The following is a 13,247-nucleotide window of genomic DNA, read 5'->3' as shown; positions in this document are numbered from 1 at the left end:
GCTTTTTGACGAAATCGGATACTTTCACCAATTGTAAACGTTTGCATAATCACCTCCATGAACATGAGTCGAATCTCAATATTCCCCATTTTTATCATGCCAATATTTACATGAATTTTGAGAACGGTTACCATATACACTTTTTTCCCAGGATACCGATAAATACTGTTGCCGCAACATGATTTCATTATCTTTTCATCCTAGAGAGGAGTTACCACTCATTATGAAAAAGTTATATGACCGTTATAAAACATCTTTATCCAAACAGATGTTGCTTCTTCTCATTGCGCTTGTCGTCATTCCTTCTATTTTACTTAGCTATACCCTGACACAACTGGCCCGCAACCAGCTGGAACGCGAACTGCTATCCCAAGTTGACGAGGTCACCACGATGATGAACCAACTGTTTAATGAGACGCACCAAGATTTCTCCGTTACGATAAACAGTCTTGCCGACATTACCATCCCCCCTGGACAAGACCGCGACACTTATATATACGACCGCATTCGCCATGTCGCAAAAGATTCGAATAATGTGCTCGCCGCATTTGTTTCCTTAAAAGGGAGATTCTACACCTCTTCCGAAAACGCAAAGACCGACTATGATCCGACTACACGCGGTTGGTACAAACAAGCCATGAAACAGAAAGGGCAGCTGGCCATAACGGATCCATATATCGATGCCATGACCGGCGGCTATGTCATTACCTTTTCCAAGACGACTGCAGACGGATCCGGCGTAGCCGGCATCGATGTCGCGATCGATAACTTGAATGACATGGTCGGCTCATTCACGATCGGTGATCGGGGGTATGTCAGTTTATTCGACCGCAACAATGTCACGATGTCCCACCCGCGCTTTAAGAAGGGCGAGCCCGTGAAGGGCGAACAATTCGAGGACATGCGCAAGCAAGCGCAAGGAACGTTCATGCTCTCGGGCGAAGGCCGCAAGGAATATTACAGCTATGACAAACGGAATGCTCTCGGATTGAACGTCGTTTCAGTTCTGGACTGGAGCGAAATTACGGATAAGACGAGCAAGCTGCAGTGGATCGCGGCCCTGTTTATCGCCCTTCTGCTCGGACTCATCGGTCTGTTCATCTGGATATTCATCAAGCGGATGATTGTGCCGATTATGCGTTTAAAATCGGTAACAGACACTGTCGCTCAAGGTGATTTAACCGCTCGTATCGCAGAGAACGGGCGGATCGATGAGATCGGTCAGTTGGAAGCCAATTTCAATACGATGTCGCAGTCGCTGTCCGATGTGCTGATTGAAATCAGCTCCCATTCCGAGCAAGTCTCAGCCGCTTCACAGGAGTTGTCCGCCAATTCGGAGCAGAACGTCAGCACGATCGAACAGGTGGCCGCCTCCATGCAGGAGGTATCGGCGAAGTCGTCCGACATGAACAGCAGCATACAAGCCGTTAAGCAGACGGCGGAGATTACCCGCAGAGAGCTGGAAAATACGCTCCGCATCGTGCACGAAAGCGCGGAAGCGTCGCAGCATATCAATGAATTGGCGAATACCGGCGAGGAAGCGCTCAGCGCTGCCAAGCAGCAAATGGATGCCATACTCGACCACTCCAACCGCTCCAAAGCAGAGACGGAGACTTTAAACAAAGTGGCAGAGGAAATTAGCGGCATTACCGGCTTCATTCAAGCTATCGCCTCGCAGACGAACCTGCTTGCCCTGAACGCCGCCATCGAGGCTGCGCGAGCCGGTCAAGAAGGTCGCGGCTTCGCCGTCGTCGCTCAGGAGGTGCGCAAGCTGGCAGATCAGGCAGGAACCGCTGCCGGCAAGATCGCGGCGCTTATCGGCGATATACAGGATCGGACCCGTCTCATGCTGCGCCGCATGGAAGAAGGCGTGGAATCCGCCTCGGCCGGCAGCGAGCTGACGCAGTCCGTCGAACACTGCTTCGCCGACATGTACAGCGCAATCGCGAGCATTGACGAGCAGCTTGGCCAGGTCGCCCGCGTGGGCGAGCAATTGTCGCTGTCGAATGAAGCGACGATCGTCGCTTTCGACGAGGTAAGCGTCATGAGCCACGATACGGCCAACGAGATGGACATGGTGGCCGCCGCCAGCGAGGAGCAGAACGCATCGATGGAGGAGATTGCCGCATCCGCGGTTCATCTGTCGAGCATCGCCGAGGAGCTGCAATCATTGGTTGCAGGCTTCAAGCTGAATATGGAGCCGGACGGCAAGCGATAATGCCTCTGGCAGACGAGCAGCTTAAAGAAGAGGACGTAGGGATATATTCCTTACGTCCTTTATTTTGAGCGCGCTTCCTGCCTGTTCGTTATTGTATTTTGATACTCGTTGTGCCGAATTCTTTCACTGTCACGTTCACATTATAGCGAATCGATGCATCAGCGAAGATGTCGTCCCACTCCCCTTTTATTTTTTCCCACGTCCGCGGATAATGAATTCTCACTTGTTCGCCCAGCCCGATGACATCTGCGCGATACTCCTTCTGCACTTTGTGCAGCATCTCGTCTATCCGCTGCTTCACCATCTTGACGGTATCCGCCTCCACCTGCCTGATGATGCGGTTGTCGAAGTCATTCCCGCTCGTCCATTCTTCCCCGATACGGCCATCCGATTCAATCTGCACATCAAAGGAAATGCGGCTCCCATTTACATGGGGGCGAATCTTGCTCTTTAACGACGTGATTTCGTAGACGATCACCTTTCCGGTCCGCGAGTCATATGCTTTGACAACACCGCCCTCCGCCGTTCCTTTTATCCAATTGATTGACTCAAGATCCTCCTCATCGAGAAACCCGATCAGCTTGCCCGTCTTGCCGTATATCACGGCTGCTCCGGCAACCTTTACATCTCCTTCGGCGGTAATGACGTTTTGCAGCAGGAAGCTGGATTTCGCATTGATTTCCGGCAGAACCTTCGTCAATGTCATCTGCGGCAGCAACCGGCTGCTCCGATACTGGTTGTCTGTAATTCCAAGCAGCCGCATCGAGGGAAACTCGGTCTTATCCTTCTGCTCAAGCGTCTTGCTGGCCTCGCCTTTACTGATTAACACAAGACAGCTCGGCCGGAACTCCTGCTCCCGCATGAAAAAGTCAAGGAGCCGATGCAAGCTGATCGTCCGCGCGATCTGGTCGCTTATTACAATAACCTTATAATGCCGGCCGAAGATGGGCCGCGCCCGTATCAGCGAGATCTCCCGCGTCGACTCATACAGGGAGTCTCCCGTTACCGTGATGTTGCGGTAGCCTTTCTTGTTTTTCGTTCCCCCTTTGCCCGTACCGCTGCTCTGCCCGGGTTCGACCACTTGGTAGGTAAGGGTCAGGACATTTTTTTTGCTGTAATCACCGCCTTTTTGCTCCAGCTCTTGCTCTACCTTTGTCTCTTCGCCGATGTCCACAGCCGCGCCTATGGTCATGCCCAAATCTTCGATTTCCCTGCGGCTCCAGCAGCCTGTCAACAGAATTAACATTGCAATGACACCCCATATCAATGGAGTCTTCACTCTATACCATTTCCGATTCACGTCTTACCACCTCTTACTTTAGCAATTCCGAGCAGGACAATGGGCAGCACCCCGAACATGACGAATGCCACATTGCCAATGAAGTCGCTGTAATGAAACAAATCGTTAATATTTTTAGGGAGCATTGCCACGATATAAATAACAGGCAGCAGAATATACAAAAACGGGCGAATGTCTTTTTTCATGACTTGCGCCAGCCCCATGGCAGCCGCATAATGAGTGATGACGTAAGTCGTAAAAATCTGCATCACCCATATAACGAGCAATAGTGATTCGTATCGTTCGAAGAATACCCCGGGAAATTCAAAGCTTTGGATGAGCGTAATCGTCGGCCAAGTGCGGCTGACCACCCCATCTACCGTCAACGCCCCGATGACCATGATCACCGTCGTTACGTAGAAGAGAAGCGGAACCGCAATCCCAATCAGCACCACTTTGGCCGCCATCTTTGGACGCTGCATATAGGCATGCACAACGAGCATGATTTCAAATCCGGTGAAAGAAAGCGCCGTTGTCTTTACCCCTTTCAGTGCGGGCTCAATGCCGAGCCCCAATACGGGGCGCAAATTGTTGACATCAAATATTTTCAAGCTCATAACCGCGATCATAAAAAAAATGATGACGGTAATGGGAAAAATGATTTCAAACAGACGGGCAATGGCGGGCAATCCACCTATAACAAGATAGAGCCCTACCCACATGAACGCCATAATAATGGCCCAGTGAGGCGTCCCTTCCAGCAAAAACAGAGTCGTCACTTCCGCCAATGCCCGCACCATATGGCTCGAGGTCGCGACGAAGTACCCGATTACGACCAGATTGAGTATACAGCCAAGCCATTTGCCGACAATATGTTCGGTGTACTCATAAAAGTTCTTTTCCGGGAACTGCTGACTCAGCTTGACGATAATGACGCCGGCAAGCATGGCAATTAATCCTCCGATAATAACGGAAAGCCATATATCTGGCGTTTTCACCTTTTCGGTAGCGGTTCTGGGCAGCGTTAGAATTCCGACCCCAAGGATGAAGTTACTCACTAATACAGCGGCTTGATAAGTCGTTAAGCTCTCTTTTGCAGCCATTCTCACAATTCCATCGCTCCCCTTTTACTTCTTGCGTACCGGACTTTTCGTATTCATCATCTTCGGACGTTGCTTCATCAGCTTGAACGGCGCTCGCACGAGGTAATCCTTCCAATCCTGAGGACGATATGGAGCTGCCGGACTAATGTAAGGCACCCCGAAGCTCTTCAGCTTGACCAGATGACTGCACAGCATCAAGAAGAACAGCACTACCCCGTACAGTCCGAATACGGCTGCGAAAATCATGGCGATGAAACGAAGAACCCTTAACGAAATGCCTGCATTGTACTGGGGAATCGCGAACGAGGATATGGCGGTAACCGCCACTACAATAACCATGATAGGACTGACGATCCCGGCTTGAACCGCGGATTCCCCGATAACCAGTCCGCCAACGATCCCAATCGTCTGACCGATGGGCTTCGGCAGTCTAAGTCCCGCTTCCCGCAAGATTTCCAACGCCACTTCCATAATGAGCACTTCAATCAGAGACGGAAATGGCACTCCCACCCGGGTATCCGCAATCGAGAGCGCCAGCTTAGTCGGTATCAGTCCCTGATGGAACGATATGAACGATATGTATAGCGACGGGCCGAATGTGGACACGAATGCGGCAAAATAACGCAGCAGGCGAACCAACGTCCCCGGAATCCACCGTTCATAATAGTCCTCGGGCGATTGCAGCAGCATGTTGAAGGTCGTCGGCACAATGAGGACGAAGGGAGTCCCGTCCAATAAAATGGCAATTCTTCCTTCCACTAATGCTGCCAGAACGCGGTCCAGCCGTTCCGTGCTCTGCACCTGCGGAAACGGAGACAGGAAATCGTCCTCAATCAACTGTTCTATGTATCCAGTATCTTGGATGTCATCAAGGTTAATCCGTTCAATTCTCTCGCGAACCTCTTGGACCAAGTTCGAATCGGCAATATCCTCGACGTATGCAATAACGAGTTCCTTCGTCACGCGATGCCCGACACGGAGTTGGGTTATAGTCAATTTAGTATTTTCACCATGCTGCCGTAACAGCGTCGTATTGTCGCAAATGCTCTCGTTGAAGCCGAGACGCGGTCCCCTAACCAGCGCTTCCGAAGGGGGTTCCTTAGCGCTGCGCGTAATCTCCTTCCTCGTGCCGAGAATAATGACCTCCGGGCTGTTGTCAAGAAGCAGCGCGGTATGCCCCCGCAGCAATTCGGTCGATAAATCGGCCAAGCAATCGACTTCTTTCAGTATGCCGACGGACAATATGTTGTTTTTAATATATTGTGCCGTGTAAGACGGAGCAGGCGAATCCGGGGCATGGTCATGCCCGGCCAACGCGAGGTCGCCCATGAGCGATTTTAATATATGCTTATCAATCAAATCCCTGTCGGAAATGCCGTTCACAAATAAAATCGCTGCCTGCTGGTTGGTATTGCCCAGACAGAACGTTCGACAATTCAAATCCGATTGATGTCCGAATTCGGTTCGCACCCGATCCAAATCGGCATCCAGCTTCCCCGTGAAGTCAGGCTGCGGAGTTTGATCCCCGGCTTCTTGTCCAGTCTTTTCATCGATGGGTTGTTCGGCCTTGGAAATTATCCTTGAAAGGCCGTATGGAATGGACACCGCAATCACAGCCTGCAAGAGAACGCTCCAGCTCGGAAGATAGGAAACAAACATATTCCACATTCATGATCACCTGTTCAGTAATATGCGTTGTAGTCACATAGCCTATGCATTGGCATAGCGTCGGTCCTGTTATTCATTCTTGGCCATGATAACGCCAACCGTGTATGTGCAAGCGTACAGCTTATGCAAGTCATTTGCCGAGGGAAGCCCCCTCATTCGTTACCGCTTCTGTGCCCTGAGCGCTTATAGTCTCGTTCAAGCCCTTAGGTTCACTCTCCCATTGAGTCAGAAATGGCCGCCTTTTTGTGACAACAGCATATTCCGAAACAGCTCTGTACCACTTGCCGACTCTAACTCCATCTCCAGAAGGGTTATGTTTCTAGATTCACATCTAGTTTCTATTTTCTAAATCTGTATCTCAGTTTGTACCTCCGTTTCTACCTCAGTCTGTGTCTAAGCCTCTATCTTAGTTTGTGCTCTGGGTTTTGCTGCGATTCTAATATTGCATCTAGGCTGCCCTCCAGGTTGGTTTACTAAGTTAATTAGACTTCTAAGCAAAAAGCTGTTTCTGAGCGTGTGGGAGAATGAGTAAAAGGCGATGAAGATGAGTACGGTAGCTGGCGGGATGTTACTTGACGTTCATAACCTCTAACGGAGTGATACGTCACGAGCGGCAGAGCATTCATTGGAAAATCTCCAGTCAAATCGGACAGATTTGCGTTTTTCAGCAAAAAAGAGCATACCCGCAGCGGCATGCCCCCTAAATAAAGCTTTTATAATGCTCTAACCCGTAAGATCTCTGTACTATAACGCGACCGGCTGGCCGAGCTTCACGGATTCGTACGCCGCAAGCGCCACCTGCGTCGAACGCAAGCCATCCTCGCCCGTGACCGGCACCGGCTCGCCCTGCAGCAGCGCACGGACGAAGTCCCTCACCATATATGCGTCCATGTCGTCGCCCCAATATGTCCACTGGCCTTTACCCGCTTCATCGCTGTACAGATCGTTGTGCTGCGCGAAGCCGTCGACGGAAATAACCCCTTTCGTGCCGACGATCTCCATCGTTACATCGCCCCAGGTCGGGAACGATTTCGGGCGCGACCAGCTCGTATCGAGTGCTGCAAAGACGCCGTTTTCGAATTTGATGTGAACCATGCCGGCATCATCCACTCTAAGGTCGTCCTGGAACAATGTAGAGGCGTACGCGTACACCTCAGTTGCCTTGGACTGGAGCAGCCAATTCATCAAATCCATGACATGAACCGTATGGTCCATGACGGCCCCGCCGCCGGAAAGCTGCTTGTCAACGAACCAAGAGCCTGGATTGCCGCCATGGTTCGTGCCTTTGATGGCGACGATATCCCCGATGTCGCCCCGGTCTATCGCTTCCTTGGCGCGGACAACTGCTGCCAAGTAGCGGCATGGGAACGCTGTCATCAGCTGCACGCCGTTGTCCTTGCAGGCGGCAATCATGCGCTCCATCTCCTCCAGCGTCGTCCCGAGCGGCTTCTCGCATAGCACATGCTTCTTGGCGTTGGCCGCATCGATCGTCATTTGCGCATGATGCGCATTCTCCGAACAGATGACGACGGCATCCACGTCCTGCGCCAGCAGTTCGCGATAATCACCAAAGTGCGGCACCCCGAATTCGCCGACGATGCCGTCAACGCGGCTGCGCACCTCATCCGCAATTCCGACGATTTGCACCTCAGGTATTTGTCTCAAACTGTGAAAATAGCTGTACGCATGACCGTGCGCGAAGCTAATCATCCCTACCTTCAATCCATTCATGTCACGAGCCCTCCCCATTGAATTGCGGTTGCTTACAACAGAACCGCCTTGCCGGTCCGGATCGATTCCTGAGCAGCTGCGGCAATGTTGAGCGCCCTGCAAGCATCCCAGGCCGTTACAATCGGCTCAATGCCATCGCGAATGCATCCGATAAAGTGCTCCAGCTCCACTGTGTACGGATTGCGGTATCCCGGACTTTGCGGAATTTCAACGAAATTGCCTCCGTCCGCCTCCGCACCGCTCTTGCGAATTTGCAGCGATTGCGCCTTCAGGCTGTCGCTCTGTACCAGTCCTGCGGTACCGGCGAATTCCGCCGCATAGTGAAACGATCCGGGGTATCCCCAGAATCCTTCCATATTGGCAACGGCGCCGCTCTCAAAGACGAGCGTCACTAACGCATAATCCATGTCGTCATCGTATTTGTTCATGGCGTATACCGACTTGACCTCGCCAAGCGTCCAACGCATGAAGTCGATGTCATGCACCATCAGGTCAACGATAACGCCGCCGCTCTTGTCCGTATCCTTGTACCAGGCTTTGACGTTGCCAGGGTGAGCGCCCACCCGTTTCGCGTTCGCGACACCGACTTTGCCTATCTGCCCGGCATCTATTTGATGCTTTATTTGCGCATATTCCGGGAAGAAGCGCACCACATGTCCCACGAACAACTGCACTCCGTTGGCTTCGCATACGCGGACCATCTCCTCGGCATCCTCCACATTCAGCGCAATCGGCTTCTCGCAAATGACATGCTTTCCCGCTGCAGCAGCTTGAATGACAAGCTCTTTATGCAAATAACTCGGCACCGCCACACTAACAATGTCCGCTTTCACGGACGACATCATTGCATCGAACGAGGCGAACGCGGACGTTCCCGTCTGCCGCGCCAACGACTCCGCCAACTCGGGCACGATATCGCATACGCCGACCAGCTCGACGTTCGGCATTTTCGCAAACTCAAGCGCATGCACGCGCCCCATGCCTCCGCAGCCAACAACCGCTATTTTCATATGTGACTCGCTCCTTGGTTTGATTTCGACCTGCTAGAGCACTTCTACGAGCAGACCGGTGTTTCCTTCCCGCAACAAGAAAAATGTTCCATGGCGCATGGTTTTTAAACATTTTTCAGCTTTATTAAGAATCAGTTTAGCGAAAGAATAAAAATATCAACCGTTTTAACCGCTGTTGGGATTCAAGCCTTCGTGTTAATCGGGAGTCTTTTGATGATCGGTATCTACAATCAACCAGCCTTTTTCGGAGTTACTCATTTTATCACCTGCAACGCTCGTCATTTTATTTATACGAAATCTCATTAGCGGCCCTTTAGGTAAAGAATTGGGATGGAGAGCGTTCTTTTTGACCGAACTTCAAAAGAAGCACACTCTTCTTAAGTCGGCAATCATCATGGGTATTCTATGGGGATTCAAACATCGGGTAAGGTTTCTTTGATGGTTGTAGCCGCAACACTTACATTTGCAGCTGCACTTTTTTATGCGGTTATTTATAAAAATAAGCATTCATAAAGTAGCAAAAAACGATTCACCTCATTTATAACTGGAGTTTTTTTGTTGGACAAAGCCACTTAACAAAAAAGGAAAACCCTTGATCCATCACTATTTCTGACGAATCAAGGGCCCATTTTTGTCTCAAACATATACTGAAAAAGTCTCAACTATTCATTACATTTGTCTCAACTATAACCGCTACTCACAAGCTTTCTACACTCTTTTATATCTTATACGCCTTCATCGCCTTGCGAATTTCTTTCCACGAAGGGCGCTTGCCGTACATAAGCACGCCAGTGCGGTAGATCTTCGCCGACAGCCAGCCGAAGAAGACGACCGATACAATCATAATCAGGACGCCGATCCAGAATTCCCACCATGCCGAGTTGCCGACTCCAATCCGCAGCAGCATCGACGTCGGCGTGAAGAACGGAATATAAGAGGTGACCTTCACCAGCATTGAATTCGGTGTAGACACGCTGAAGATCGCGATATAGAAGGCAGCCATCGTCAGCATCGTAATTGGCATGATCGCCTGCGCCAAGTCTTCCGTCCGGCTCACGATCGAGCCGACCGCGGCGAACAACGTCGCGTAGAGGAAGTATCCCAACACATAGAGCAGCAATCCGCCGCCTACTACCGACCAGTCAATCATGGACATATCGAAGTTCAAATCCTTGAGCGGTGCGGCATTATGCGGCAACATCAAGTTCAGCAGGACGACCCCAAGAAAGACCCCGATCTGCAGCAGACCCAGCACGAACATGCCGATGATTTTGCCGAACATTTGCGCAAGCGGCGACACGCTCGTAATCAGAATTTCCATAATGCGCGAGCTCTTCTCCTGCGTCACCTCGGAAGCAATCATGTTGCCAGTCATCGTATTGGTCATGAACAACAGGACGATGAGCACCATGACGACGATGATCGAGATACCTTTATGCGCCGGATTCTCTTCCGCTTCTTCTCCCGGCTTCGCGATCGTCTTCGAGTCTAGCGACACCGGCTTGCTAAGCTCGGCAATCTGCTCCGGCGTAAGCGAATCCTTCACGAGCCACTCTGTCTTAATCAGCGTCAACGCATTCGTCAGCGTCGACTGCTTCTCCATTCCGAGTTCATCTTCCCCGTGATATACAACCTTCGGAAACGCTCCGGCCTGCTCTTCTTCCAATGTCAGATAGCCTTCTATTTTTCCGTCTTCCACCTGCTTGTTCAACTCTGCTGCGGAAGCGTTGGCATAAGGGACGATTTTGAGGTCGCTCTTCTCTTGCTTCTCGAAATATTGCGCCAACGACTGCTCGATTTTAGCATCCTTGCCCTGCATCAATCCGATGGCAGTCGGCTCGTTGCTTGAAAACAATGAAATGATATAAGGCAAATTCACGCCTAAGCTAATGATGAGCGCCAAAATAATCGTCGTGACGAGAAACGCTTTCGTCATCATCTTCGTGCGCAGCGTAAATCCAATTACGGTCCGTACATTATGCATTTGACTCACCCCCAACTGCCTTAATGAAGATTTCGTTCAATGTCGGCTCCTTCAACTCGAATTGCTGTACATTCACTTGGGCCATTGCCTTCTGCAAAATATGCTGAGCAGCCCCTTCATCGGCAATGCGGAGACGGTAGCCGTCATCCGTCCGCTCCACCTCGCTTACGCCTGCAATACTCTGCAGACCTTCCACCGTTCCACTCGTGCGCAGCACGACATGCTCACGCGGATAACGGGATTTCAGATCGCGCAGCGAGCCTTGCAGAACCGCCTTTCCTTGTTGCAATATGGTCAGGTTGCGGCACAATTCCTCGACATGCTCCATCCGGTGCGTCGAGAACAGAATGCTCGTTCCTTGATCGCGCAGCTCCTTGACGGTTTCCTTCAACAGCTCTACGTTTACAGGATCAAGACCGCTGAACGCCTCATCCAAAATGAGCAGCTTCGGTTTATGAACAATCGATGCGATAAAACCGATTTTTTGCTGATTCCCTTTGGAGAGCTCTTCAATTTTTTTATTGTAATTTTCCGGAACGTTGAATCGCTCCAGCCAATACTTCAGATTGCTGTCCGCTTCTTTGCGCGACATGCCGCGCAGTTGAGCCAAATAAGTAACCTGCTCGCTTACCTTAATCTTCGGATACATCCCGCGTTCTTCCGGCAAATAACCGAGGATGCGGGATAAACCGCTATGAAACGGTTTGCCCTCATACTGGATAGTTCCTCCATCGGGATAAATGAGTCCGAGCACCATCCGCATCGTCGTTGTCTTGCCGGCCCCGTTTGCTCCGAGCAGCCCGTAAATTTCACCCTCTTCCACTTCAAAGCTAAGACCGTTAACGGCGGTCTTGTCGCCGTATTGCTTAACGACTTCCTGTAATTGTAACGGCTTCATCGTTTTGCAGCTCTCCCTTCGTCATTCAATTCAATCAAATATGCCAATATATCATCCAGCTCCAGACCCTTTGTCTGCAGCGTCGGAATATCGTGATCCTGTAAATAAGCCTCCAGCTTAGCCGCATCATTCGCAATGAGACGTACGCCATAGTGTTCCTGAATGGCCTTCGCAAGTCCGGGAATGCGGTCATAATCTGCAGCTTCGCCGTCAACGAGGAACTCTTTCCATGCGTCGAACATCGCGTCCTTCTCGACCATTTGGAGCACCTGCCCCTTGTACATGAACAGGATATAATCCGCAAGGCGCTTCACTTCTTCAATAATATGCGTTGCGATGACAATCGAATGCTGCCCGTCCTGCAAATAGCGGTGCATATCTTCTATCATCATGCGCCAAGATAATGGATCCAAGCCGGAAGACGGCTCGTCGAGCAGCAGCAATTCAGGCTGGGGGCTCATGGCGATAATCAAGTCCAGCTTCCTGCGCATCCCCTTCGACAGCTTGCTCAGTTTCTGCTTCGGCGGGATTTCGTATTTCGCCATATGATGCTGATAAAATTGCCAATCCCACTTCGGATACCATTGTGCCGTAAAGGCAGCCAGCTGATCCGCCGTCAAATCATTATCATCTGGATTCGGATATTCACTGACAAATCCGATACGCGCTTTTAAAACAGCATCATGCTCCGGTTGGATCTTCTCTTGAAAGATGGTGATGTGTCCCTCCTCTGCGTGAACGATGCCCATACACATGCCCAGCAGCGTCGTCTTTCCCGAACCGTTCGTGCCGACAACCGCCGTGACACAGCCTTGCGGTATATGAATGTTAAGCGGACCTATTTTTGTATTCCCCCGCGTTTTCACGACATTTTGCAATGTAATGACGTTGTTCTCCTCCACTTGAATTCCCCTCCTTGCTCCGAATGGGCTCAATGCCATTTCCGCTGTATCACTTCTTGCAGCAGCAGTTCCAATTCTTCCTGCGATATATCGACGCGCAGCGCGGCATCAACCGCTTCTTCCAACGCTTGCTCAACCGCTTGCCGCCGATAACGCGTCCGCTCTTCCGCATGAACCGCCGCGACAAATGTTCCCGTCCCCTGCTTCGTCCGGAGCAACCCTTCGCTTTCCAAATCTTGATATACTCTTCTTACCGTAATCACGCTGCATTGCAGCTGATTGGCGAATTCGCGTATGGATGGAAGAAGCATCCCCTCTTCGAGATGGCCGCTCAAAATGAGCGCTCGAAGCTGATGTGTAATTTGCGCATACAGCGGTTCCGAACTGTTATCATTAATTTGAATGGGCATAAACACCGCTTCTCACCACCTCCTGCGATCTGCTTTTCTGCTTA

The 13,247-nt window shown here is 50.9% G+C and carries 11 protein-coding genes; 2 read left to right on the top strand and 9 right to left on the bottom strand.

Annotated features, from left to right (window positions below; genetic code table 11):
- The first annotated feature begins 223 nt into the window (after window positions 1–223).
- The gene (locus JSQ80_RS12965) at window positions 224–2,218 is read left to right on the top strand and encodes a methyl-accepting chemotaxis protein (RefSeq protein WP_206095563.1); all 1,995 of its coding nucleotides are present in this window, start codon (window positions 224–226) and stop codon (window positions 2,216–2,218) included.
- Between the two features lie 88 nt (window positions 2,219–2,306).
- Here the strand turns inward: JSQ80_RS12965 and JSQ80_RS12960 are convergent, their stop codons facing one another.
- From JSQ80_RS12960 to JSQ80_RS12940, 5 genes are all read right to left on the bottom strand, one after another.
- Window positions 2,307–3,518: a Ger(x)C family spore germination protein gene (locus JSQ80_RS12960; protein ID WP_336245731.1), complete on the bottom strand. Its 1,212-nt coding sequence runs from the start codon at window positions 3,516–3,518 to the stop codon at window positions 2,307–2,309.
- A complete protein-coding gene (locus JSQ80_RS12955; RefSeq protein WP_206097578.1) occupies window positions 3,515–4,600 on the bottom strand; it encodes a spore germination protein in 1,086 nt (361 codons plus the stop codon). The genes JSQ80_RS12960 and JSQ80_RS12955 overlap by 4 nt, the downstream gene beginning before the upstream one ends.
- Window positions 4,601–4,624: 24 nt before the next feature.
- Window positions 4,625–6,268: a spore germination protein gene (locus tag JSQ80_RS12950; protein WP_206095562.1), complete on the bottom strand. Its 1,644-nt coding sequence runs from the start codon at window positions 6,266–6,268 to the stop codon at window positions 4,625–4,627.
- Between the two features lie 744 nt (window positions 6,269–7,012).
- Window positions 7,013–7,999 carry a Gfo/Idh/MocA family protein gene (locus JSQ80_RS12945; RefSeq protein ID WP_206095561.1) on the bottom strand — a complete coding sequence of 329 codons (987 nt, stop codon included), beginning with the start codon at window positions 7,997–7,999 and terminating at the stop codon, window positions 7,013–7,015.
- A gap of 32 nt (window positions 8,000–8,031) precedes the next feature.
- Window positions 8,032–9,009, bottom strand: coding sequence for a Gfo/Idh/MocA family protein (locus tag JSQ80_RS12940; protein ID WP_206095560.1), 978 nt, complete (start codon window positions 9,007–9,009; stop codon window positions 8,032–8,034).
- A gap of 229 nt (window positions 9,010–9,238) precedes the next feature.
- Here JSQ80_RS12940 and JSQ80_RS29055 point away from each other — a divergent pair, with 229 nt between their 5' ends.
- Entirely contained in the window at window positions 9,239–9,448 is a 210-nt protein-coding gene (locus JSQ80_RS29055; RefSeq protein WP_206097577.1) for a CPBP family glutamic-type intramembrane protease, read from the top strand.
- A 279-nt stretch (window positions 9,449–9,727) separates the two neighbouring features.
- Here the strand turns inward: JSQ80_RS29055 and JSQ80_RS12930 are convergent, their stop codons facing one another.
- From JSQ80_RS12930 to JSQ80_RS12915, 4 genes are read right to left on the bottom strand one after another with little or no spacing between them, the layout of a single operon-like run.
- Complete coding sequence (locus JSQ80_RS12930) at window positions 9,728–10,993, bottom strand: ABC transporter permease (protein ID WP_206095559.1); 1,266 nt, start codon at window positions 10,991–10,993, stop codon at window positions 9,728–9,730.
- The gene (locus JSQ80_RS12925) at window positions 10,986–11,891 is read right to left on the bottom strand and encodes an ABC transporter ATP-binding protein (RefSeq protein ID WP_206095558.1); all 906 of its coding nucleotides are present in this window, start codon (window positions 11,889–11,891) and stop codon (window positions 10,986–10,988) included. Before JSQ80_RS12925 ends, JSQ80_RS12930 begins: the two co-directional genes overlap by 8 nt.
- Window positions 11,888–12,793 (bottom strand): ATP-binding cassette domain-containing protein, encoded by a 906-nt coding sequence (locus JSQ80_RS12920; RefSeq protein WP_206095557.1) that lies wholly within the window; start codon window positions 12,791–12,793, stop codon window positions 11,888–11,890. Before JSQ80_RS12920 ends, JSQ80_RS12925 begins: the two co-directional genes overlap by 4 nt.
- A gap of 29 nt (window positions 12,794–12,822) precedes the next feature.
- Window positions 12,823–13,209, bottom strand: a complete 387-nt coding sequence (locus JSQ80_RS12915; RefSeq protein WP_206095556.1) for a GntR family transcriptional regulator — start codon at window positions 13,207–13,209, stop codon at window positions 12,823–12,825.
- Window positions 13,210–13,247: the final 38 nt, after the last annotated feature.

The organism is Paenibacillus apiarius (genome assembly GCF_017052585.1).
In the GTDB taxonomy this organism is placed as follows: Bacteria; Bacillota; Bacilli; order Paenibacillales; family Paenibacillaceae; genus Paenibacillus_B; species Paenibacillus_B apiarius.
The sequence above is the reverse complement of the archived record's forward strand: the minus strand, read 5'-3'. Positions and strand labels throughout refer to the sequence as shown.